This is a genomic window from Enterobacter sp. BNK-22, assembly GCF_048684805.1.
In the GTDB taxonomy this organism is placed as follows: Bacteria; Pseudomonadota; Gammaproteobacteria; order Enterobacterales; family Enterobacteriaceae; genus Enterobacter; species Enterobacter quasiroggenkampii.
In genome coordinates this window covers 3,566,923-3,590,549 of record NZ_JBLQTT010000001.1, presented here as the reverse complement: position 1 = coordinate 3,590,549, position 23,627 = coordinate 3,566,923, and the positions used below count along the sequence as shown (strand labels likewise).

At 54.7% G+C, this 23,627-nt stretch carries 18 protein-coding genes, 1 tRNA gene and 3 rRNA genes; 8 read left to right on the top strand and 14 right to left on the bottom strand.

Annotated elements, in window-relative coordinates; genetic code table 11:
* Window positions 1-24: 24 nt before the first annotated feature.
* Both ACMGGE_RS16935 and ACMGGE_RS16930 read right to left on the bottom strand, forming a co-directional pair.
* Window positions 25-1,011 carry a serine/threonine protein kinase gene (locus ACMGGE_RS16935; RefSeq protein WP_126535034.1) on the bottom strand — a complete coding sequence of 329 codons (987 nt, stop codon included), beginning with the start codon at window positions 1,009-1,011 and terminating at the stop codon, window positions 25-27.
* Between the two features lie 75 nt (window positions 1,012-1,086).
* Entirely contained in the window at window positions 1,087-1,356 is a 270-nt protein-coding gene (locus ACMGGE_RS16930) for a YihD family protein (protein ID WP_008501866.1), read from the bottom strand.
* A gap of 68 nt (window positions 1,357-1,424) precedes the next feature.
* On the opposite strand from ACMGGE_RS16930, the gene mobA reads away from it, so the two are divergent.
* On the top strand, window positions 1,425-2,009 hold the full coding sequence (gene mobA, locus ACMGGE_RS16925; RefSeq protein ID WP_420293980.1) for a molybdenum cofactor guanylyltransferase MobA: 585 nt from the start codon (window positions 1,425-1,427) through the stop codon (window positions 2,007-2,009).
* On the top strand, window positions 2,006-2,509 hold the full coding sequence (mobB, locus tag ACMGGE_RS16920) for a molybdopterin-guanine dinucleotide biosynthesis protein MobB (protein ID WP_196353178.1): 504 nt from the start codon (window positions 2,006-2,008) through the stop codon (window positions 2,507-2,509). The genes mobA and mobB overlap by 4 nt, the downstream gene beginning before the upstream one ends.
* A gap of 99 nt (window positions 2,510-2,608) precedes the next feature.
* Here mobB and rrf read toward each other — a convergent pair.
* The 4 genes from rrf to ACMGGE_RS16900 form a co-directional block, all read right to left on the bottom strand.
* Window positions 2,609-2,724, bottom strand: a 5S ribosomal RNA gene (gene rrf / locus ACMGGE_RS16915).
* Window positions 2,725-2,796: 72 nt separating this feature from the next.
* A 23S ribosomal RNA gene (locus ACMGGE_RS16910) occupies window positions 2,797-5,701 on the bottom strand.
* A gap of 182 nt (window positions 5,702-5,883) precedes the next feature.
* Window positions 5,884-5,959, bottom strand: a tRNA-Glu gene (locus tag ACMGGE_RS16905).
* 84 nt (window positions 5,960-6,043) lie between these two features.
* Window positions 6,044-7,585, bottom strand: a 16S ribosomal RNA gene (locus ACMGGE_RS16900).
* Together the 16S, 23S and 5S rRNA genes with 1 tRNA gene alongside form the textbook arrangement of a ribosomal RNA operon.
* Before the next feature lie 453 nt (window positions 7,586-8,038).
* On the opposite strand from ACMGGE_RS16900, the gene ACMGGE_RS16895 reads away from it, so the two are divergent.
* Complete coding sequence (locus tag ACMGGE_RS16895; RefSeq protein WP_069719794.1) at window positions 8,039-8,746, top strand: FadR/GntR family transcriptional regulator; 708 nt, start codon at window positions 8,039-8,041, stop codon at window positions 8,744-8,746.
* A complete protein-coding gene (mdtD, locus tag ACMGGE_RS16890) occupies window positions 8,743-10,176 on the top strand; it encodes a multidrug transporter subunit MdtD (RefSeq protein WP_420293979.1) in 1,434 nt (477 codons plus the stop codon). Before ACMGGE_RS16895 ends, mdtD begins: the two co-directional genes overlap by 4 nt.
* Here the strand turns inward: mdtD and rbsR are convergent.
* The 7 genes from rbsR to kup form a co-directional block, all read right to left on the bottom strand.
* Window positions 10,142-11,134, bottom strand: a complete 993-nt coding sequence (gene rbsR / locus ACMGGE_RS16885) for a ribose operon transcriptional repressor RbsR (RefSeq protein WP_074180468.1) — start codon at window positions 11,132-11,134, stop codon at window positions 10,142-10,144. The genes mdtD and rbsR overlap by 35 nt on opposite strands.
* Before the next feature lie 3 nt (window positions 11,135-11,137).
* Window positions 11,138-12,067: a ribokinase gene (rbsK, locus tag ACMGGE_RS16880; protein WP_048030351.1), complete on the bottom strand. Its 930-nt coding sequence runs from the start codon at window positions 12,065-12,067 to the stop codon at window positions 11,138-11,140.
* A gap of 105 nt (window positions 12,068-12,172) precedes the next feature.
* On the bottom strand, window positions 12,173-13,063 hold the full coding sequence (gene rbsB / locus ACMGGE_RS16875) for a ribose ABC transporter substrate-binding protein RbsB (RefSeq protein ID WP_008503498.1): 891 nt from the start codon (window positions 13,061-13,063) through the stop codon (window positions 12,173-12,175).
* A gap of 27 nt (window positions 13,064-13,090) precedes the next feature.
* The gene (gene rbsC / locus ACMGGE_RS16870; RefSeq protein ID WP_021242657.1) at window positions 13,091-14,056 is read right to left on the bottom strand and encodes a ribose ABC transporter permease; all 966 of its coding nucleotides are present in this window, start codon (window positions 14,054-14,056) and stop codon (window positions 13,091-13,093) included.
* Window positions 14,057-14,060: 4 nt separating this feature from the next.
* Window positions 14,061-15,566 (bottom strand): ribose ABC transporter ATP-binding protein RbsA, encoded by a 1,506-nt coding sequence (gene rbsA / locus ACMGGE_RS16865; protein ID WP_420294192.1) that lies wholly within the window; start codon window positions 15,564-15,566, stop codon window positions 14,061-14,063.
* A gap of 7 nt (window positions 15,567-15,573) precedes the next feature.
* Window positions 15,574-15,993 carry a D-ribose pyranase gene (gene rbsD, locus ACMGGE_RS16860; RefSeq protein ID WP_375602196.1) on the bottom strand — a complete coding sequence of 140 codons (420 nt, stop codon included), beginning with the start codon at window positions 15,991-15,993 and terminating at the stop codon, window positions 15,574-15,576.
* 216 nt (window positions 15,994-16,209) lie between these two features.
* A complete protein-coding gene (kup, locus tag ACMGGE_RS16855) occupies window positions 16,210-18,078 on the bottom strand; it encodes a low affinity potassium transporter Kup (protein WP_008500202.1) in 1,869 nt (622 codons plus the stop codon).
* Window positions 18,079-18,300: 222 nt separating this feature from the next.
* On the opposite strand from kup, the gene ravA reads away from it, so the two are divergent.
* Window positions 18,301-19,797 carry an ATPase RavA gene (gene ravA / locus ACMGGE_RS16850; RefSeq protein WP_420293978.1) on the top strand — a complete coding sequence of 499 codons (1,497 nt, stop codon included), beginning with the start codon at window positions 18,301-18,303 and terminating at the stop codon, window positions 19,795-19,797.
* Window positions 19,791-21,242 (top strand): ATPase RavA stimulator ViaA, encoded by a 1,452-nt coding sequence (gene viaA / locus ACMGGE_RS16845; RefSeq protein WP_032675674.1) that lies wholly within the window; start codon window positions 19,791-19,793, stop codon window positions 21,240-21,242. Before ravA ends, viaA begins: the two co-directional genes overlap by 7 nt.
* Here viaA and asnA read toward each other — a convergent pair whose 3' ends face one another.
* On the bottom strand, window positions 21,243-22,235 hold the full coding sequence (gene asnA, locus ACMGGE_RS16840) for an aspartate--ammonia ligase (protein WP_420293977.1): 993 nt from the start codon (window positions 22,233-22,235) through the stop codon (window positions 21,243-21,245).
* A gap of 151 nt (window positions 22,236-22,386) precedes the next feature.
* Between asnA and asnC the strand changes: the two genes are divergently transcribed.
* Both asnC and mioC read left to right on the top strand, forming a co-directional pair.
* Window positions 22,387-22,845, top strand: a complete 459-nt coding sequence (gene asnC / locus ACMGGE_RS16835; RefSeq protein WP_008500198.1) for a transcriptional regulator AsnC — start codon at window positions 22,387-22,389, stop codon at window positions 22,843-22,845.
* Between the two features lie 90 nt (window positions 22,846-22,935).
* On the top strand, window positions 22,936-23,385 hold the full coding sequence (gene mioC, locus ACMGGE_RS16830) for an FMN-binding protein MioC (RefSeq protein WP_008500197.1): 450 nt from the start codon (window positions 22,936-22,938) through the stop codon (window positions 23,383-23,385).
* Window positions 23,386-23,627: the final 242 nt, after the last annotated feature.

Genomic DNA, 23,627 nt, shown 5'->3' with positions numbered 1-23,627 from the left:
TAACTCTCTCCTGGGTGTGTCCAATTAATACATCGGCGTTAATTGCAGAGGGGGCTCCTGAAGAACCTTAACCTGCTCAGTAAATGTAGATATCTGGCTACGCCAGTAATCCTCTCCGGTAAGCCACGGGAAATTGCGAGGAAATGCCGGATCGTCCCAACGCCTGATTAACCATGCGAGATAATAAACAAAACGCATCGCACGTAAAGGCTCAATCAGGGCAATTTCGTCTGAATTAAACGGGCTAAATTCTTCATAAGCTTCAATAATGGTTTCAAGCTGCATGCGTTGCTCGGCTTTGTCGCCATTGAGCAGCATCCACAGGTCCTGAACCGCTGGCCCCATACGCGCATCATCGAGATCGACAAACAGCGGTCCATCACGCCAGAGAATATTCCCGGCGTGACAATCGCCATGCAGGCGCAGGACGGAAATATCATCGCGCCAGCAGGTTTTCACTGCAGCAATAAGCTTATCGGTGGCGTTGAGGAAATCATCCTTTAGCGCAGCGGGGATCATTGCAGACGTTTCGAATAGTTCGCGCGGTTCAAGAAGGTATTCCTGAATCCCCATCGTCGGGCGGGCAATAAAGGCTTTTTTGCGCCCCGTCTGGTGTATACGCCCAAGATAGCGGGCAACCCACTCCATCTGATCGATATTATCCGCTTCAAACTGACGACCACCCAGGCTTGGGAATACTGCGTAGTAATACCCTTCGTGTGTGAGGAGCGTTTGGTTATTGAATTTCAGGGGCGCGGCAACGGGGACATCGTCATCCAGCAGATCGTGAGCAAACTGATGCTCTTCCTGAATTTGTTCAACGGACCAGCGTTCAGGACGATAGAATTTTACGACGTAGCGCTGACGATCCTCGTCCTGAAATTGATAGACGCGGTTTTCGTAGCTGTTTAATGGTGTTAGCCCGGAATCCACCCGAATACCCTGTTCAAACAGGGCATCCATAATGGTGTCCGGGTGTAAGGTCTGGAAAGTAAAAGCCTGGTCGTTCATCCGATCATCCGGAAATTATACGAATGATTCAGGATATCATCTTGTGGCGATTTCGGTGCCGCCGCTTACAAGCTTTTACTCTTTAATTACGCCTCGGGCGCGCAGCAATGCGGTCTTAAAATCTTCCTCATAATCTTTCTGAATACCAGGAATAACAGCATCTTTGGCGGAGTCGCGCATTTTAAGGTGGTAGATCAGGATGTCGTCAGAAAGGTCTGCCAGATCGCCGTCAAAACCTGACTCTTTCGCCAGTTTCTGTAAAAATTGCATCAGATTGAGTTCTGGCTCTTTTTGCCAGGCGGGCTGGAGGAGTTCAATAACTTCATTCAGACGTTTACATTTCATGGTGGTGCTCCTTTCATTTAGAGTGACACGTTAGCAGGGTCAATCCCACAATAAAAGAGGCGATATTCGTGAATGTTAGCCAGGAAATCATCGGGGTCGTTCTGGCAGGCGGCAGAGCAACGCGAATGGGCGGTAAAGATAAGGGGCTTCAGCTTCTTAATGGAAAACCCTTGTGGCAGCATGTCGCCGATACGCTCGCCGGCCAGGTGACGACAATGGCCATCAGCGCGAACAGGCATATCGACACTTACCGGCAAAGCGGGTACGCCGTTTATCAGGATAGCCTTGAGAATTACCCGGGCCCGCTTGCCGGTATGCTTTCGGTCATGCAACAGTCGCACGGAGAGTGGTTTATCTTCTGTCCCTGCGATAACCCGTTTATTCCCTCCGATCTCGTCGAGCGTCTGTTCCTGCTTCGTGGTACAGCACCTGTGGTTTGGGTACATGACGGCGAGCGTGACCATCCTGCTATCGCGTTGATGCATCGATCGCTAGTACCTGCTCTGCAGAGCTATCTGGCTGCGGGAGAGCGCAGGGTGATGGTCTTCATGCGTGAGTCTGGCGGCCATTCCGTTGATTTTAGCGATGTGAAATCAGCGTTTGTGAACGTGAATACGCATGAAGATTTGCAGATGATGCAGGAGAAAAAATGATACCTCTTTTAGCCATTTCCGCATGGAGTGGGACCGGGAAAACCACGCTGCTGAAAAAGCTGATACCCGCGCTGTGTGCCAGAGGCCTTCGTCCGGGATTGATTAAGCATAGTCATCACAACATGGATATCGATACGCCAGGAAAAGACAGCTATGAGCTGCGTAAGGCCGGAGCAGCACAAACGATGGTAGCAAGCCCTCAGCGCTGGGCGCTAATGACAGAAACGTCGGATGAGGCCCCGCTGGATCTCGCTTATCTGGTCAGTCGGATGGATCATTCCACCCTGGATCTGGTGCTGATTGAGGGATTTAAGCATGAGGCAGTGCCTAAGATCCTGCTGTTCAGAAGCGATGCCGGGCATGATTTCAGCGAGTTAACGCTGGATGAGCATGTCATTGCGGTGGCCAGTGATGTGGTATTGCCACTTGAGGTTCCGGTGCTGGACTTAAATGATGTGGATGGGATTGCGGGCTTTATTGTGACGTGGAGTGCGGTCTGACGTGCCGGGGTGGTGGCTTTGCCTTACCCGGTCTGCCGTTTTTTTGGCGTATAAACGCAAAAAGGCCATCCTTTCGGATGGCCTCTTCACTTGTTTGATGCCTGGCAGTTCCCTACTCTCACATGGGGAGACCCCACACTACCATCGGCGCTACGGCGTTTCACTTCTGAGTTCGGCATGGGGTCAGGTGGGACCACCGCGCTAAAGCCGCCAGGCAAATTCTGTTAATCTGTATCAAGGCTGAATTTTGATTGTTCGTCTCTTCGCCAAAACATCTTCGGCGTTGTAAGGTTAAGCCTCACGGTTCATTAGTATCGGTTAGCTCAACGCATCGCTGCGCTTACACACCCGACCTATCAACGTCGTCGTCTTCAACGTTCCTTCAGGAGACTTAAAGTCTCAGGGAGAACTCATCTCGGGGCAAGTTTCGTGCTTAGATGCTTTCAGCACTTATCTTTTCCGCATTTAGCTACCGGGCAGTGCCATTGGCATGACAACCCGAACACCAGTGATGCGTCCACTCCGGTCCTCTCGTACTAGGAGCAGCCCCCCTCAATTCTCCAGCGCCCACGGCAGATAGGGACCGAACTGTCTCACGACGTTCTAAACCCAGCTCGCGTACCACTTTAAATGGCGAACAGCCATACCCTTGGGACCTACTTCAGCCCCAGGATGTGATGAGCCGACATCGAGGTGCCAAACACCGCCGTCGATATGAACTCTTGGGCGGTATCAGCCTGTTATCCCCGGAGTACCTTTTATCCGTTGAGCGATGGCCCTTCCATTCAGAACCACCGGATCACTATGACCTGCTTTCGCACCTGCTCGAGCCGTCACTCTCGCAGTCAAGCTAGCTTATGCCATTGCACTAACCTCCTGATGTCCGACCAGGATTAGCTAACCTTCGTGCTCCTCCGTTACTCTTTGGGAGGAGACCGCCCCAGTCAAACTACCCACCAGACACTGTCCGCAACCCGGATCACGGGTCTACGTTAGAACACCAGCCATTAAAGGGTGGTATTTCAAGGACGGCTCCACGCAGACTGGCGTCCACGCTTCAAAGCCTCCCACCTATCCTACACATCAAGGACCAGTGTTCAGTGTCAAGCTATAGTAAAGGTTCACGGGGTCTTTCCGTCTTGCCGCGGGTACACTGCATCTTCACAGCGAGTTCAATTTCACTGAGTCTCGGGTGGAGACAGCCTGGCCATCATTACGCCATTCGTGCAGGTCGGAACTTACCCGACAAGGAATTTCGCTACCTTAGGACCGTTATAGTTACGGCCGCCGTTTACCGGGGCTTCGATCAAGAGCTTCGCGTTGCCGCTAACCCCATCAATTAACCTTCCGGCACCGGGCAGGCGTCACACCGTATACGTCCACTTTCGTGTTTGCACAGTGCTGTGTTTTTAATAAACAGTTGCAGCCAGCTGGTATCTTCGACTGATTTCAGCTCCACCCGCAGGGGCTTCACCTACATATCAGCGTGCCTTCTCCCGAAGTTACGGCACCATTTTGCCTAGTTCCTTCACCCGAGTTCTCTCAAGCGCCTTGGTATTCTCTACCTGACCACCTGTGTCGGTTTGGGGTACGATTTGATGTTACCTGATGCTTAGAGGCTTTTCCTGGAAGCAGGGCATTTGTTACTTCAGCACCGTAGTGCCTCGTCATCACACCTCAGCGTTAAAAGGTACCGGATTTACCTGGAACCTCCGCCTACATGCTTAAACCGGGACAACCGTCGCCCGGCTAACATAGCCTTCTCCGTCCCCCCTTCGCAGTAACACCAAGTACAGGAATATTAACCTGTTTCCCATCGACTACGCCTTTCGGCCTCGCCTTAGGGGTCGACTCACCCTGCCCCGATTAACGTTGGACAGGAACCCTTGGTCTTCCGGCGAGCGGGCTTTTCACCCGCTTTATCGTTACTTATGTCAGCATTCGCACTTCTGATACCTCCAGCATGCCTCACAGCACACCTTCAACGGCTTACAGAACGCTCCCCTACCCAACAACGCATAAGCGTCGCTGCCGCAGCTTCGGTGCATGGTTTAGCCCCGTTACATCTTCCGCGCAGGCCGACTCGACCAGTGAGCTATTACGCTTTCTTTAAATGATGGCTGCTTCTAAGCCAACATCCTGGCTGTCTGTGCCTTCCCACATCGTTTCCCACTTAACCATGACTTTGGGACCTTAGCTGGCGGTCTGGGTTGTTTCCCTCTTCACGACGGACGTTAGCACCCGCCGTGTGTCTCCCGTGATAACATTCTTCGGTATTCGTAGTTTGCATCGGGTTGGTAAGCCGGGATGGCCCCCTAGCCGAAACAGTGCTCTACCCCCGAAGATGAGTTCACGAGGCGCTACCTAAATAGCTTTCGGGGAGAACCAGCTATCTCCCGGTTTGATTGGCCTTTCACCCCCAGCCACAAGTCATCCGCTAATTTTTCAACATTAGTCGGTTCGGTCCTCCAGTTAGTGTTACCCAACCTTCAACCTGCCCATGGCTAGATCACCGGGTTTCGGGTCTATACCCTGCAACTTAACGCCCAGTTAAGACTCGGTTTCCCTTCGGCTCCCCTATACGGTTAACCTTGCTACAGAATATAAGTCGCTGACCCATTATACAAAAGGTACGCAGTCACACCACGAAGGTGCTCCCACTGCTTGTACGTACACGGTTTCAGGTTCTTTTTCACTCCCCTCGCCGGGGTTCTTTTCGCCTTTCCCTCACGGTACTGGTTCACTATCGGTCAGTCAGGAGTATTTAGCCTTGGAGGATGGTCCCCCCATATTCAGACAGGATACCACGTGTCCCGCCCTACTCTTCGAGTTCACAACCTGTGCATTTTCGTGTACGGGACTGTCACCCTGTACCGTGCGACTTTCCAGACGCTTCCACTAACACACAAGCTGATTCAGACTCTGGGCTGCTCCCCGTTCGCTCGCCGCTACTGGGGGAATCTCGGTTGATTTCTTTTCCTCGGGGTACTTAGATGTTTCAGTTCCCCCGGTTCGCCTCGTTAACCTATGTATTCAGTTAACGATAGTGCAACGAATTGCACTGGGTTTCCCCATTCGGACATCGCCGGGTCAAAGGTTCATATCACCTCGCCGGCGCTTTTCGCAGATTAGCACGTCCTTCATCGCCTCTGACTGCCAGGGCATCCACCGTGTACGCTTAGTCGCTTAACCTCACAACCCGAAGATGTTTCACTTCTGATTGCGAAAATTTGAGAGACTCGAACACACCATTAAGATGTGTCGTTTCAATTTTCAGCTTGATCCAGATTTTTAAAGAGCAAATATCTCAAACATGACTCGCAAGTCAGTTTTGAGATATGACGGCAGGTGACTTTCACTCACGAACCAGCAAGTGGCGTCCCCTAGGGGATTCGAACCCCTGTTACCGCCGTGAAAGGGCGGTGTCCTGGGCCTCTAGACGAAGGGGACGTGAAGTCTCAATCGCAAGACGCCTTGCTATTTACTTTTCATCAGACAATCTGTGTGAGCACTGCAAAGGCAGGTTCTTTAAGGTAAGGAGGTGATCCAACCGCAGGTTCCCCTACGGTTACCTTGTTACGACTTCACCCCAGTCATGAATCACAAAGTGGTAAGCGCCCTCCCGAAGGTTAAGCTACCTACTTCTTTTGCAACCCACTCCCATGGTGTGACGGGCGGTGTGTACAAGGCCCGGGAACGTATTCACCGTAGCATTCTGATCTACGATTACTAGCGATTCCGACTTCATGGAGTCGAGTTGCAGACTCCAATCCGGACTACGACGCACTTTATGAGGTCCGCTTGCTCTCGCGAGGTCGCTTCTCTTTGTATGCGCCATTGTAGCACGTGTGTAGCCCTACTCGTAAGGGCCATGATGACTTGACGTCATCCCCACCTTCCTCCAGTTTATCACTGGCAGTCTCCTTTGAGTTCCCGGCCGGACCGCTGGCAACAAAGGATAAGGGTTGCGCTCGTTGCGGGACTTAACCCAACATTTCACAACACGAGCTGACGACAGCCATGCAGCACCTGTCTCAGAGTTCCCGAAGGCACCAAAGCATCTCTGCTAAGTTCTCTGGATGTCAAGAGTAGGTAAGGTTCTTCGCGTTGCATCGAATTAAACCACATGCTCCACCGCTTGTGCGGGCCCCCGTCAATTCATTTGAGTTTTAACCTTGCGGCCGTACTCCCCAGGCGGTCGACTTAACGCGTTAGCTCCGGAAGCCACGCCTCAAGGGCACAACCTCCAAGTCGACATCGTTTACGGCGTGGACTACCAGGGTATCTAATCCTGTTTGCTCCCCACGCTTTCGCACCTGAGCGTCAGTCTTTGTCCAGGGGGCCGCCTTCGCCACCGGTATTCCTCCAGATCTCTACGCATTTCACCGCTACACCTGGAATTCTACCCCCCTCTACAAGACTCTAGCCTGCCAGTTTCGAATGCAGTTCCCAGGTTGAGCCCGGGGATTTCACATCCGACTTGACAGACCGCCTGCGTGCGCTTTACGCCCAGTAATTCCGATTAACGCTTGCACCCTCCGTATTACCGCGGCTGCTGGCACGGAGTTAGCCGGTGCTTCTTCTGCGGGTAACGTCAATCGGTGAGGTTATTAACCTCACCGCCTTCCTCCCCGCTGAAAGTACTTTACAACCCGAAGGCCTTCTTCATACACGCGGCATGGCTGCATCAGGCTTGCGCCCATTGTGCAATATTCCCCACTGCTGCCTCCCGTAGGAGTCTGGACCGTGTCTCAGTTCCAGTGTGGCTGGTCATCCTCTCAGACCAGCTAGGGATCGTCGCCTAGGTGAGCCGTTACCCCACCTACTAGCTAATCCCATCTGGGCACATCTGATGGCAAGAGGCCCGAAGGTCCCCCTCTTTGGTCTTGCGACGTTATGCGGTATTAGCTACCGTTTCCAGTAGTTATCCCCCTCCATCAGGCAGTTTCCCAGACATTACTCACCCGTCCGCCGCTCGCCGGCAAAGTAGCAAGCTACTTTCCGCTGCCGCTCGACTTGCATGTGTTAGGCCTGCCGCCAGCGTTCAATCTGAGCCATGATCAAACTCTTCAATTTAAGTTTGATGCTCGTGAATTAAACTTCGTAATGAATTACGTATGTTCACTCAGAGACTTGGTATTCATTTATTGTCCGAAGACATTAAGAATCCATGTCACTTTGAGTGCCCACACAGATTGTCTGATAAATTGTTAAAGAGCAGTGCCGCTTCGTTTTCGCTGCGGCGCGGGGTGTGCATATTACGCTTTCCCGCTTCAGAGTCAAGCGTTTATTTTCGCTATTCTCTACTGACCCGGCGGCGTGTGTGCCGTTGTTTCGTGTCAGTGGAGGCGCATTATAGGGAGTTATTCCGGCGTGACAAGAGGAAATTTAAAAAAAGTTTCTATCCGTGTTTTTTTTCACCAGCAGCGGTGAAATCAAGCTACAAATTGTTCTATTTGATGTATCTGCAACCACAATCACATTCGAGGTGGCATAATTATCAGCATGAATCTTTAAGGAATAAAAGCGATGCCATTAAGCGCACAACAGCTGGCCGCCCAAAAAAACCTGTCGTATGTGCTGGCAGAAAAGCTGGCGCAGCGAATTCTAGCGGGTAAATATGCCCCGGGTAGCATCCTGCCGGGTGAAATGGAGCTGGGTGAGCAGTTTGGGGTGAGCCGTACCGCGGTTCGCGAGGCGGTGAAAACCCTGACGGCAAAAGGGATGGTGCTTCCGCGCCCGCGTATTGGCACGCGCGTGATGCCCCAGAGTAACTGGAATTTTCTCGATCAGGAGCTGCTCTCCTGGTGGATGACGGAAGATAACTTTCATCAGGTTGTCGATCACTTTCTGGTGATGCGCAGCAGTCTTGAACCTCAGGCATGTCTGCTTGCCGCCACGCTTGGCACGGCAGAGCAAAAAGCGCAGCTTAACGCATTGATGGAAGAGATGGTGTTCCTGAAAAAACACTTCAACCGCGAACGCTGGGTTGAAGTCGATATGGCCTGGCATGAACATATCTATATGATGAGCGCCAATCCGTTCCTCACCTCTTTTGCCTCATTATTCCATTCGGTGTACCACACTTACTTTACCTCTATTACACAAAACGACGTGGTAAAACTGGAATTGCATCAGGCGATAGTAGATGCCATTCAGGAAAGCGACGGGCAGCGAGCCCTGAGTGCGTGCCAGGCATTACTGGCTGCGCCAACCCACCAGCAGGTAAATAGATGACAAAGAAAAAAGCGCGCAGCATGGCCGGATTGCCGTGGATTGCAGCCATGGCGTTTTTTATGCAGGCACTGGATGCCACCATCCTCAACACCGCGCTTCCCGCTATTGCGCAAAGCCTTAACCGCTCCCCGCTGGCGATGCAGTCCGCCATCATCAGCTACACCCTGACGGTCGCAATGTTAATTCCGGTTAGCGGCTGGCTGGCCGACCGCTTCGGTACCCGCAGAGTTTTCATGCTGGCCGTAACGCTCTTTACGCTCGGTTCGCTGGCCTGTGCGCTCTCCTCGTCCTTAACGGAACTGGTTATCTTCCGCGTATTACAGGGCATTGGCGGCGCGATGATGATGCCCGTGGCACGCCTTGCCTTATTACGAGCCTACCCTCGAAGCGAACTGCTTCCCGTGCTCAACTTCGTCACCATGCCGGGACTGGTCGGCCCGATACTTGGCCCGGTACTCGGTGGCGTGTTTGTCACCTGGGCAAGCTGGCACTGGATCTTCCTGATTAATATTCCGATTGGCGTTGCGGGGCTGCTGTATGCCCGCAAATATATGCCTAACTTCACCACGCCAAGACGCAGCTTCGACATGGGGGGATTTTTCCTGTTTGGCCTAAGCCTGGTGCTATTCTCCAGCGGGATGGAGCTGTTTGGCGAGAAGATCGTCGCGACATGGATGGCGCTCTCCGTTATCCTCGCCGGGATTCTGCTGTTCCTTCTTTATATACGTCACGCGCGCCGTCACCCGACGCCGTTAATCTCTCTTGGGCTCTTCAACACCCGAACCTTTTCCGTCGGGATCGCGGGAAACATTGCCTCGCGTCTGGGAACCGGCTGCGTACCGTTCCTGATGCCACTGATGCTGCAGGTCGGTTTCGGCTATCCGGCCCTGATTGCCGGCTGCATGATGGCCCCTACGGCGATGGGCTCGATTCTGGCAAAATCGACCGTGACGCAGGTGCTACGCTGGTTTGGCTATCGCAAGACGCTGGTTGGCGTGACGGTCTTTATTGGCCTGATGATTGCGCAGTTCTCGCTGCAGTCCGCCTCGCTTCCCGTCTGGATGCTGATACTGCCGCTGTTTGTGCTGGGCATGGCGATGTCGACGCAGTTCACATCAATGAACACCATCACTCTTGCGGATCTGACCGACGAGAACGCCAGTAGCGGCAACAGCGTGCTGGCAGTCACCCAGCAGTTGTCGATCAGTTTAGGGGTGGCCGTGAGCGCGGCGGTACTGCGGTTTTATGAAGGTTTCGACAGCGCGAACACCGTCGAGCAGTTCCACTATACCTTTATCACCATGGGCGCACTCACCGTCGTTTCAGCGCTGGTCTTTATGCTGTTAAAACCGAAAGATGGCCGTAACCTGATAAAAGAACGCCATAAGGCGAAAGCTAAACCGAACCCCGCTCCATCAGAACAGGAGTAAGCTGCAGGCGTTGCTGCTGCAGCGTGGGCTGAGCCATTCGGTGGATCAACACATCGATGGCCAGCTCGCCCAGCTCATCTTTTGGCTGATGGATGGTGGTGAGCGGCGGCGTCATATAGCTGGCCAGCTCAATATCATCGTAGCCGATTACCGCCATATCGTCGGGAACACGCAAACCGGCCTGATATAACGCCTGATAGGCACCAAACGCCATGGCGTCGTTGCCGATAAACACCGCCTGCGGACGCTGCGGCTGCGCCAGCAGCGTCTGCATCGCTTCAAAACCACCGTGAAACTCAAAATCACCGGTAATACGGTACCCTTCCGGCACGGAAAGGCCCGCCCGCGCCATCGCGGCGAGATACCCTTCCAGTCGCAAACGCGCCGGGGTTTTGTCCAGCGGACCGGTAATACAGGCGATGCGGGTATAGCCTTTATCGATCAGATACTGGGTGGCCATATCGCCCCCCAGCAGAGAGTTATCCTGAATAAGATCGCTGGTGCCGTCGAACGGCGCCCAGTCCATCATCACCGTGGGAATGGAGGGGTAGCGCTGGATAATCTCTTTCGAGGGCTGGTGCGTTTCGGTACACAGCAGCAGTAGCCCGTCGACGCGTTTTTGCATCAGCGTTTCCAGGTTACGGTTCATGCGCTGCTCGTCCCCTTCGGTATTGCACAGCACCAGGCTGTAGCCACGCTCGAAGCAGCTGCGCTCCACGCCACGAACCAGCTCAGAATAAAAGGGATTGGTACTGGCGGTGATCAGCATACCGATCGTACGCGTCTGGTTGAGCTTAAGGCTACGCGCCAGCGCAGACGGCGCATAGTTGAGATCTTTTACTGCCGCTTCGACTTTTTCCCGAATCGCCTCGCTGACGAAGCGATCGTTATTAATGACGTGAGACACCGTCGAGGTAGAAACGCCCGCCAGGCGAGCGACATCTTTCATTGTGGCCAAGCGTTACCCCTGCTGACTTAAGAATTCATCGATCTCTTTACGCCACGGAACGGAAGGCTGAGCGCCCTTGCGCGTCACCGCAATCGCGGCAGCCGCATGCGCGAAGCGGATCGCATCATCCATACTCTTGCCTTCCAGCAGCGCGGTCACCAGTGCACCGTTGAAGGTATCTCCCGCTGCAATGGTATCAATCGCCTTCACCTTAAAGCCCGGCACGCGACGGCCTTCACCGTTTACGCTTGCCCATACCCCACGGCTGCCCAGGGTGATGATCACCGTTCCGATGCCTTTGTCGTGCAACGCACGCGCGGCTCGCGCGGCATCATCATCGTTTTCAACGCGAATGCCCGTCAGCTTTTCGGCTTCGGTTTCGTTCGGCGTGATGATGTCCACCAGCGCCAGCAGCTCGTCAGATAATACACGGGCAGGGGCCGGATTAAGTACGACAGTGGTATGATTTTCATGCGCAATGTTCGCCGCGGCCAGCACGCTTTCAACCGGTGACTCCAGCTGCATGAGCAGGGCTTCCGCTCCGGCGATGATTGCACGTTGCGCTTCTACGCGCTCCGTCGTCAGCGCTGCGTTAGCGCCAGCATGAATACCGATAACATTCTCACCTTCTGCGTTGACGAAAATCAGCGCCACGCCGGTAGACTCTCCTGCAACAACGCTGACCGGTGCGATATCAATGTTGTCGCTTGCCAGCTGCTTGCGTACGCGCTCACCGGTATCGTCATCGCCCGTGCAGGCGATAAACGCAATATTCGCTCCGCTGCGGCCAGCGGCAACGGCCTGGTTTGCCCCTTTACCGCCAAAAGCGACCTGATACTGGCTACCCGTGACGGTTTCGCCCGGTGCAGGGAACGATTCAAGGTTAAGAATGTGATCGGCATTGATACTGCCAAGGACGACGAGGTTGCCTGCGGTTTTCATGGTTGGGTTGTCCATCTGAGAGCGCCACCGGTGTTACCCGGTGGCGTATGCCACACTTTTCTTTATTGGTGTCCCTCAGGCCGCCGTGACGGCCTGATTCGCCTTTTACTGCTTGATAACCAGCTTCAGGTCAACAGGGTATTTAGCCTGAACTTTTTCGCCCTTCAGCACTTTGTCGGCAGTTTCAACGCCAGTGGCGCCAATCTGCTCAGGCAGCTGAGCGATGGTCGCAGCCAGTTTGCCATCGTTTACTGCTTTTTCACCATCCGGCGTGCCGTCAAATCCGACAACCATCACATCAGATTTACCTGCAGTCTGCAGGGCACGCAGCGCGCCCAGCGCCATTTCGTCGTTCTGCGCGAAGACCGCCTGTACGTCAGGATGTGCGGTCAGCAGGTTCTGCATAACGTTCAGACCTTTAGTACGGTCGAAGTCCGCAGGCTGGCTGGCCAGTACGTTGAATTTATGCGCTGCAACCGCCTGCTGGAAGCCTTCGCCACGCTCGCGGGCGGCAGACGTACCGGCAATCCCCTGCAGTTCGATAACTTTCGCGCCTTCGCCGGCTTTCTTCGCAATGTAGTCACCCGCGATTTTGCCGCCCAGAACGTTGTCAGACGCGATATGGCTCACTACGTCGCCTTTGGTTGCCTGACGGTCCAGGGTGATCACCGGAATTTTCGCCTGGTTTGCCATCTTCACGGCGTTGCCTACGGCATCAGAATCGGTTGGGTTGATCAGCAGAATTTTGGTGCCACGAACGGTTAAGTCCTGAACGTTAGCCAGCTCTTTCGCCGGGTTGTTCTGTGAATCCAGTACCACCAGGTTGTAGCCCAGTTTATCCGCTTCTTTCTGCGCACCGTCCTTCAGGGAGACGAAGAACGGGTTGTTAAGCGTAGAGACAACCAGCGCGATGGTATCTTTCGCCATGGCGTTAGCACTTACGGTTGCGCTCAGCGCGACAGCGGAAACCAGGGTAGCCAGTTTTTTCATGTTCATATCTAAGATGTCCTGTAGTGTCGTCAGTTACTGTTTTTTGTTGTCTACCAGTACCGCCAGCAAAATCACCACTGCCTTAACGATCATCTGGTAATAGGAGGAAACACCTAACAAATTCAAACCATTATTCAGGAAACCGAGAATCAGTGCGCCGATCAATGTCCCAACAATGCGACCTTTACCGCCCGCCAGACTCGTACCGCCCAGAACCACAGCTGCAATGGCATCCAGCTCATACCCCGTACCCGCCGTCGGCTGCGCGGAAGAGAGGCGCGCCACTTCGATGATGCCCGCCAGTGACGCCAGCAGACCGCACAGGGAATACACGATGACTTTGACTTTATTAACGCTAATCCCGGACAGGCGCGTTGCCGCTTCGTTACCGCCCAGCGCATAGATGTAACGGCCCAGACGGGTATGGTGCAGCATGTACCACGCCGCCAGGAAGACGATAGCCATGATCCAGACCGGGGTCGGGACGCCCAGCGGGCGACCGATACCGAACCAGCCAAACAGATCGGCGTTATCGGTGAAGCCGGTATTGACCGGGCTGCCGTTGGTATAAACCATGGTCACCCCGCGCAGCAGCAGCATCATCACCAGCGTCGCGATGAACGCCTGAACGCGGCCTTTTGCCACAATCACGCCGGTGACGGCGCCAATCGCCGCGCCTGCCGCCAGGGCCGCGGCCACGGCCACCAGCGCGTTAACTTCAATCCCGACAAGCGAAGCGGCGATCGCGCCGGTGAGGGCCAGCAGGGAACCGACGGACAGATCGATCCCTGAGGTCAAAATCACCAGCGTCATGCCGACCGCCATAATGGCGTTCACCGACGTCTGCTGCAGAATGTTGAACAGGTTATTTACGGTGAAGAAATTCGGGCTCATGGTCGACACAATCGCGATCAGCACCAGCAGGGCAATCAGCGATTTTTGCTCCATCAGCCACGCCTTTGTGAAATAGCGGCGACCAGAAACAGCCTGGGTAGTCATCTTCTTACTCCTGATTCACGCGATTAAGCTTGCCCACAGCGGCAGCCATCAGAACTTCCTGGGTGGCCTGCTCGCGAGTGAATTCACCGCCGAGATGCCCTTCATGCATGACGATAATGCGATCGCTCATGCCTAATACTTCTGGCATCTCGGAAGAGACCAGAATGATGCTCAGACCGTCGGCCTTGAACTGGTTAATCAGCTGATAGATCTCTTTCTTCGCGCCCACATCCACGCCGCGGGTTGGCTCGTCAAGGATCAACACTTTCGGGCGCGTCATCAGCCCGCGCGCAATCGCCACTTTCTGCTGATTCCCGCCGGACAACAGGCCAATCGCCTGCTCCATCGACGGGGTTTTGACGTTAAAGAGGCGGATAAAATCGCTCACCGCCTGCTGCTCGTCTTTATGCTTCAGGCTGCCGCCGCTGTGGCTGAAATAGCGCAGCGCAGTCAGGGACATGTTCTCTTTTACCGACATGCCCAGCACTAAGCCGTCGCGTTTGCGGTCTTCGGAGATATAGACAATGCCGTTCGCCAGACCATCCTGCGGGGAGCGGGTGACCACTTCATGGCCGTCGAGGGTGACATAACCGCTGGTGCGCGGCAGTGCGCCGTACAACACTTTCATCAGCTCGGTACGTCCCGCGCCCATCAGGCCCGCCACGCCCAGGATCTCGCCCTGGCGCAGGGTAAAGGTGACGTCGTTCACACCCGGACCGCAGAGGTTGTCCACCTTCAGGCGGATCTCACCCGGCGCTTTATCCAGATGCGGGTACTGATCTTCCAGCTTACGTCCCACCATCATTTCGATGAGCGTATCTTCGGTCAGTGTGGCCACTTCGCGCTCGGCAATAAACTGCCCGTCGCGGAAGACGGTGACGTCATCGCAGATTTCAAAGATCTCTTTCATACGGTGAGAGATATAGACAATCCCGCGCCCCTGCGATTTCAGCTCGCGGATAACGCGGAACAGGGATTCGGTTTCGGTATCGGTCAGGGCGTCGGTCGGTTCATCCATAATGATGACCTTCGACTCAAAGCTCAGCACCTTCGCGATTTCCACCATCTGCTGATCGCCGATGGAGAGATCGCCGACCAGGCGGTCGCTCTTAAAGCGCAGGTTCAGCTTCGCCAGCAGCTTGTCGGCTTCGGCATACATGGTTTTCCAGTCGATCTTGCCGAAGCGGTTCACGAATTCACGGCCGAGGAAGATGTTCTCCGCAATGGTGAGCTGCGGGATCAGGTTCAGCTCCTGGTGAATAATGCCGATACCCGCTTCCTGAGAAGATTTCGGGCCAGTGAAGGTGGTTTCTTTACCCCGCCAGAGGAGTGAACCGGCATCGCGTTGATAGATACCGGTCAGCACTTTCATCATGGTGGATTTGCCGGCGCCGTTTTCGCCCACCAGCGCCATTACGCGCCCGGGGTAAACGTTCAGCGCCGCGCCGGAGAGGGCTTTTACGCCCGGGAACGACTTATCGATCCCTTTGAGTTGCAGTAATGCGTCCATGATGGCCTCAGAAGGTGACGCCAGCACAGAGAATGATATTCGCATACGGGGAACACTCCCCGCTGCGAATCACCGCCTGACTGTCTGCGGTTTGTTGTTTGAATTGTTCGTGCGTTGTGTAACGAATTTCGATGGTGTTTCCCTGGTGTTGTTGCAGTTGCTCAAGATGTCTGAGCAACGTTTCGTGGAGTTGCGGATTATGTTGTTTGATTTCCGCCGCGAGAATGGCCGCCTCAACCTGCATCTCCGCGGTCACCACGTCCAGTACCTGCATAAACGAAGGTACGCCCTGCGTTAACGCCATATCGATACGGGTTGTGCTGCGCGGAACCGGTAAGCCTGCATCGCAAACCACCAGCGTATCGGTATGCCCAAGACGGGAAATAACCGATGAGATTTCTGAGTTGAGTACAGTGCCTTTCTTCATTTTCTTGCTCCACTAGCGAAACGTTTCGCTAAAAGAAGTGTAGCCTCAGAAATGTTCAGAAAACCACCATGACGTAACAGATTTGTGATCGACGTCGAAACGTTTCGCTAAGTGAAATATTGATGGGAGAAATTGCCCGCCGGCGCTTCGCTTGCACGGGCCTACGGGTTTGGTAGGCCGGGTAAGCGAAGCGCCACCCGGCATTTTCGAAAGGACTTAAATCTCGACCTGCGTACCCAGCTCTATCACGCGGTTAGGCGGGATCTCAAACTGGTCAGGCGCGCGCAGGGCGTTACGCTGCAGGATCAGGTACAGCTTGCCGCGCAGGCGCAAATACCACGGGCGCTTGCCGATGATCAGCGACTCGTGAGACATAAAGAACGACGTCTCCATCATCCGGCAGCTCAGCCCTTCCAGACCGCAGCGGTGGAACACCTCTTCCACGTTTGGCGTTTCACGCCAGCCGTAGCTCGCCACCACACGCCAGAATGTCGGAGAGAGCTGCTCGATTTGCACGCGACGCACGTTATGAACGTAAGGCGCATCTTCGGTGCGCAGCGTCAGCAGGATCACGCGCTCGTGCAGCACTTTGTTGTGCTTGAGGTTATGCATCAGCGCGAACGGGATGACGTTCAGGGCGCGAGACATGTACACCGCAGTGCCCGGCACGCGGACCGGCGGAGATTTCTCCAGCGAAGCGATCATCGCCTCCAGAGAATTCCCGTGCTCATGCATGCGCCGCAGCAGGCGGAAACGCTCGCTTTTCCAGGTGGTCATGACGATGAACATCACCAGACCCAGCGTCAGTGGCAGCCAGCCGCCGGAGACAATCTTGTCGAGGTTCGCGGAGAACAGCGGCACGTCAATACACAGGAAGCCCACCAGAATCATCGCCACGAGGAATTTATTCCAGTGCCAGTTTCGGTACGCCACCGTAGTGGAGAGAAGCGATGTCAGCACCATCGTACCGGTTACTGCAATACCGTACGCCGCCGCCAGGTTACTGGAGTGCTCGAAGCTGACGATAACAATCACAACCGCGAAATAGAGCAGCCAGTTAACGAACGGGATGTAGATCTGGCCCGACTCCATCTCTGAAGTATGGATGATGCGCATCGGCGAGAGATACCCCAGACGCACGGCCTGGCGCGTCAGAGAAAACACGCCGGAAATCACCGCCTGAGAGGCAATGACGGTCGCCAGCGTCGCCAGGATCAGCATCGGCACCAGCGCCCAGTCAGGCGCCAGCAGGAAGAACGGGTTCTTTATCGCTTCCGGATTTTTGAGCAACAGCGCGCCCTGGCCAAAGTAGTTCAGCACCAGCGACGGCAGCACCACAATAAACCAGGCCACGCGGATAGGCAGTTTCCCGAAGTGACCCATGTCAGCATACAGCGCTTCAACGCCGGTGATGGAGAGCACGACCGCCCCCAGCGCCACGAAGGAAACCACTTTGTATTCGAGGAAGAAATGCACGGCCCAGTAGGGGTTCAGCGCATGCAGCACTTCCGGGTTAGCAATAATGCTGCGCAAGCCAAGCGCGGCCAGGATCAGGAACCAGGCCAGCATAATTGGTGCAAACAGTTTACCCACCAGCCCGGTACCGTGCTTCTGGATCACAAACAGCAGCGTCAGCACGATTATCGCCAGCGGGACCACCCACGTATCAAGCTGCGGCGCGATAATCTCCAGCCCCTCTATCGCCGAGAGGACCGAAATCGCGGGCGTAATAACCACCTCTCCATAGAAGAAGCTGCCGCCAATCAGGCCGATAATCACCAGCACGGAGGTCATTCTGGCGGAGGTGTTGCGCCCTGCAAGGGACATCAGGGTCAGGATACCGCCTTCGCCCGCGTTATCAGCGCGCATAACGAAGGAAAGATATTTAACAGAAACCACCAGGATCAGCAGCCAGAAGATGAGGGACAGGAAGCCAAATACGGCATCGCGCTCAACACCAAAGCCAAACTGGCCGGACAGACATTCACGAAGCGTATAAAGCGGGCTGGTGCCAATATCACCGTAGACAACCCCGATCGCCGCAAGCGTTATTGCGGGTAATGATTGCTTATTATCAGTGCTCATAGACTAGTCTTTTCGTTTGAATAACAAATGTGTTCCTGGTCCCTTGGCCCACAAAAAGCGCACAGTATGCACGATTCAATGCAAAATCGTACCCCTAAATGCAACCGCATTAATGTAGCGCAAAGAAAATTGCGCCGCACTTCAGTCTATTACCAGCCCTGACTGAAACGTCTATACTCGCTTCAATTGGCCGCCACGACGGCGAAAGGATGCAAAACTATTATGGCTCACTCACATTTATTAGCAGAAAGAATTTCCCGCCTCAGCAGCGCGCTGGAGAAAGGCCTTTTCGAGCGTAGCCACGCCATTCGCCTCTGTTTACTGGCGGCGTTGAGCGGTGAAAGCGTGTTTCTGCTTGGGCCACCGGGCATCGCCAAAAGCCTGATTGCCCGCAGGCTTAAGTTTGCTTTTCAGAACGCCCGCGCGTTTGAATACCTGATGACCCGCTTTTCTACCCCGGAAGAGGTGTTTGGCCCCCTTTCCATTCAGGCGCTGAAAGATGAAGGGCGCTACGAGCGTTTGACGGCGGGGTATCTGCCTGAGGCAGAAATTGTCTTTCTTGATGAGATCTGGAAAGCGGGACCGGCCATTCTGAACACCCTGCTCACGGCGATAAACGAACGTCGGTTCCGTAACGGCGCCAGTGAAGAGAAAATCCCGATGCGCCTGCTGGTGGCCGCCTCTAACGAACTGCCCGAAGCCGACAGCAGCCTGGAAGCGCTGTATGACCGTATGCTCATCCGCCTGTGGCTGGACAAAGTACAGGATAAGTCTAACTTCCGCTCCATGCTGATCAGCCAGCAGGATGAAAGTGAAAACCCGGTATCCGCTTCGCTGCAGGTGACGGATGAAGAGTATTACCAGTGGCAGCAGGATATTGGCAAAATCACATTGCCGGACGCGGTATTCGAGCTGATCTATCTGCTGCGTCAGCAGCTTGATCATCTTCCTTCTGCGCCCTATGTCTCCGATCGCCGCTGGAAAAAAGCGATCCGCCTCCTGCAGACCAGCGCCCTGTTTAGCGGCCGCGATGCTGTTGCCCCCATCGATCTGATCCTGCTGAAAGATTGCCTCTGGCACGACGCGGAAGGCATGAATCTGATGCAGCAGCAGCTTGACGTTTTGATGACCGGACACGCCTGGGGACAGCAGGCGATGCTCAACCAACTGGGGGCAATTGCCCAGCGGCGCATCCAGCTTCAGCAGCAGCAAAGTGATAAAACCGCGCTGAAAGTGAATCGCCTGGGGGGGATGTTCGCCCGCAAACCGCACTATGAATTACCCGCCGAACTCACCAGCCCGACGCTGACCCTGCTGCTCCAGCAGCCGCTCAAGCTGCATGATATGCAGGTGGTGCACGTGACGATTGAGCGCGAAGCGCTGGCGCAGTGGCTGGATAAGGGCGGAGAGATCCGCGGAAAGCTCAACGGTATCGGTTTCGCGCAGCCGCTGAATATGGAAGTCGACAGCAGCCAGCACCTGGTGATCCGCGACGTCAGCCTGCAGGGCTCGCGTCTCGCGCTTCCGGGAACCGCCTCTGACAGCGTTCCCGAAGAGATTAAGCAGCAGCTGGACGCGCTGGATACCGAATGGCACCAGCAGCACACCCGCTTTAGCGAGCAGCAAAAATGCCTCTTTATTCATAGCGACTGGTTAGGTCGCATTGAAGCCAGCCTGCAGGACGTCAGCGCGCAGATTAAACAGGCGCGTCAATGCTAACTCTGGATACGCTTAACGTCATGCTGGCCGTCAGCGAGGAAGGGTTGATCGAAGAAGTGGTCATAACCCTTCTGGCTTCGCCGCAGCTGGCAGCCTTCTTTGAAAAATTTCCGAAGCTCAAAAAGGCGATGACGGACGATCTTCCGCGCTGGCGCGAAAATTTGCGTCAGCGCTTCAGGGAGACCGAAGTTCCGCCTGAGTTAACGGAAGAGGTGGCCTGCTATCAGCAGTGCCAGCGGCTCTCCACGCCGCAGTTTATCGTCCAGCTTCCGCAAACCCTGACGTTGCTCGACAAGGTCCACTCCCCGTTTGCCAGCCAGGCCCGGGGGCTGGTCACGGACAACGCCACGTTCACTCCCGCACTGCACACCCTCTTTTTACAGCGCTGGCGTCTCAGCCTGGTGGTGCAGGCCACGACGCTAAACCAGCAGCTGCTGGATGAAGAGCGCGAACAGCTGCTCAGTGAAGTTCAGGAACGCATGACCTTAAGCGGCCAGCTTGAGCAGGTGCTGGTGGAAAATGAGAACGCGGCAGGGCGTCTCTGGGATATGAGCGCCGGCCAGCTCCGGCGCGGGGACTATCAGCTGATCGTCAAATACGGCGATTTTCTGACGCAGCAGCCCGAGTTGATGAAGCTTGCAGAACAGCTGGGACGCTCAAGGGAGGCGAAGTCAGTTCCAAAGAAAGACGCCCCGATGGAAACCTTCCGCACCCTGGTGCGTGAGCCGGCCACCGTTCCGGAGCAGGTCGACGGGCTCCAGCAGAGCGATGATATTCTGCGTCTGCTGCCCACGGAGCTGAGCACGCTGGGGATGACCGAGCTGGAGTATGAGTTTTACCGTCGACTGGTGGAAAAACAGCTCCTTACCTACCGGCTGCACGGTGAAGCCTGGCGCGAGAAAATCAGCCAGCGGCCGGTCGTTCATCAGGATTTTGATGAACAGCCGCGCGGACCCTTCATCGTTTGCGTGGATACATCCGGATCGATGGGTGGGTTTAACGAGCAGTGTGCAAAAGCGTTTTGTCTGGCGCTGATGCGCGTGGCGCTCGCCGATCGCCGTCGCTGCTTCATCATGCTGTTCTCCAGCGAAGTCGTAGGCTATGAGCTGACGAACCAGCAGGGGATCGAGCAGGCAATCCGCTTCCTGAGCCAGCGTTTTCGCGGCGGCACCGATCTGGCCAGCTGTTTTCGCAGCATCGTTGAGCGGATGCAGGGCGGCGACTGGTACGACGCTGACGCGGTGGTGATTTCCGATTTTATCGCCCAGCGGCTGCCGGATGACGTGATAAATAAAGTGAAGGAATTACAGCGTGTGCATCAGCACCGTTTTCATGCAGTGGCGATGTCCGCCCATGGAAAACCCGGCATCATGCGCATCTTCGATCATATCTGGCGCTTTGATACCGGGTTGCGCAGCCGCCTGCTCAGACGCTGGCAGCGTTAATTACAGAAGAGAGCCGACGCTTTCGCGAACCTGCTGCGGCCAGACGCCACACTGAACCTGACCAATATGGGGCAGCTGAAGCAGCAGCATGGTCAGACGGGACTGGCCGATACCGCCGCCAATCGTCTGCGGCATCTCCCCACGCAGCAGCGCCTGGTGCCACTCCAGTTTGAGACGATCTTCATCACCGGTCACCGCCAGCTGGCGCTTCAGCGCGTCAGCATCCACGCGGATCCCCATAGAAGAAAGCTCGAATGCGTCTTCCAGTACCGGGTTCCAGACCAGAATATCGCCGTTCAGACCGGCAAATTCACCCTCACCGGTGGTGCTCCAGTCATCATAATCCGGCGCACGAACGTCATGGCGCTTACCGTCAGACAGCTTGCCGCCGATCCCAATCAGGAACACCGCACCCAGCTCTTTAGCAATCGCGCGCTCGCGGCCTTTAGCATCCAGATCAGGGAAACGGGTCAGCAATTCCTGGCTGTGCACAAAGTGGATCGTATCCGGCAGGAACGGTGCCAGACCAAACGCTTTGCTTACGGCTGCTTCGGTTGCTTTTATCCCGGCGTAGATCGCCTCAACGGTGGATTTCAGCGTGCCGACGTGACGCTCGCCATCCCCCATCACTCGCTCCCAGTCCCACTGGTCAACATAAACGGAATGAATCGGAGAAAGGCGGTCTTCATCGGGGCGAAGAGCTTTCATGTGCGTGTAGAGCCCTTCGCCCGCGCTGAAGTCGTGTTGTCCCAGGGTCTGACGCTTCCATTTCGCCAGTGAATGAACCACTTCGAACTGAGCATCTGGGAGTGTTTTCACTTTCACCTGTACCGCTTTTTCGCATCCAGAGAGGTTATCCTGCGTCCCGTCACCCACGCGGCTGAGGATCGGCGCCTGGACTTCAATCAGCCCAAGCTTCTCTTCCAGCTGGCGGGAAAAATGGGATTTTACGAAACTGATCTGGCGTTGTTTTGCGATGTAAGCGGTTTTCATTATTTATACTCCTGCGTCCTGTTGATATTGATTAAGCAACAGAAATGGCACCTTATTCAATAACCCATCAACAAAAAGCCACCTTCACTTTTGATTCGATAAAATAAGGCGCTAGAATAGAGTGATTCATTAATCTTCATAAGAAAAAGCTATGGAAAATTATCAGATCGACAATCTCGACCGCGGCATTCTGGAGGCGTTAATGGCCAATGCCCGTACCGCCTACGCCGAACTGGCGAAACAGTTTGGCGTCAGCCCGGGAACCATTCACGTTCGCGTAGAGAAGATGAAGCAGGCAGGGATCATTACCGGTGCTCGCATTGACGTCAGCCCGAAGCAGCTGGGTTACGACGTCTGCTGCTTCATCGGCATCATTCTTAAAAGCGCCAAAGACTACCCTTCCGCCCTGGCGAAACTGAACGCGCTGGATGAAGTCACCGAGGCGTACTACACCACCGGGCACTACAGCATCTTTATTAAAGTCATGTGCCGATCCATCGACGCGCTCCAGCAGGTACTTATCAACAAGATCCAAACAATCGATGAAATTCAGTCCACCGAGACCCTGATCTCCCTGCAAAACCCGATCATGCGTACCATCCGCCCGTGATCGGGCAAATCCATTCCCACATTTTCCACAGGTAGATCCCAGCTCGTTCACAGCGTACAATGGCCGTCTCTTTATCTGGGCGAGCGATCAATGGCGGACATTACCCTTATCAGCGGCAGCACCCTGGGTGGTGCAGAATACGTAGCGGAACATCTGGCTGAAAAGCTGGAAGAGGCGGGCTTTTCCACAGAAACCCTGCACGGCCCGTTGCTGGAAGATCTCCCGACTGACGGGGTCTGGCTGCTGATCACCTCCACGCATGGCGCGGGCGATCTGCCGGATAACCTGCAACCTTTATATGACGAACTACTGGAACAGCAGCCCGACCTGTCAAACGTCCGTTTTGGCGCAGTAGGGATCGGCAGTCGTGAATATGACACTTTTTGCGGGGCAATAGAGAAAGTCGAAGCCGCTGTGACCTCCTGCGGAGCAAAACAGCTGGGTGAAACACTCAAGATCAACATCCTCGATCATGACATTCCGGAGGATCCAGCCGAGATCTGGCTCGCGGAATGGAAAAATTTACTCAAAAACGATTAAAGATCGTGCGAACAGATGTGGATAACTCTGGTTAAAAGCTCGTATTAACCCGTAGTTATCCAAAGAACAACCGTAGCGTCGTTTTTGGCCTGTGTATAAAGTCGCGATCTGATCCCAGCTTATACGGTCCAGGATCACCGATCATTCACAGCAAACGATCCTTTCTAACTACATGATCTTCTTTATGAGATCGGACTTATCCACATGGGTTCGCGATCCTAATAAGAGATCACAATAGAACA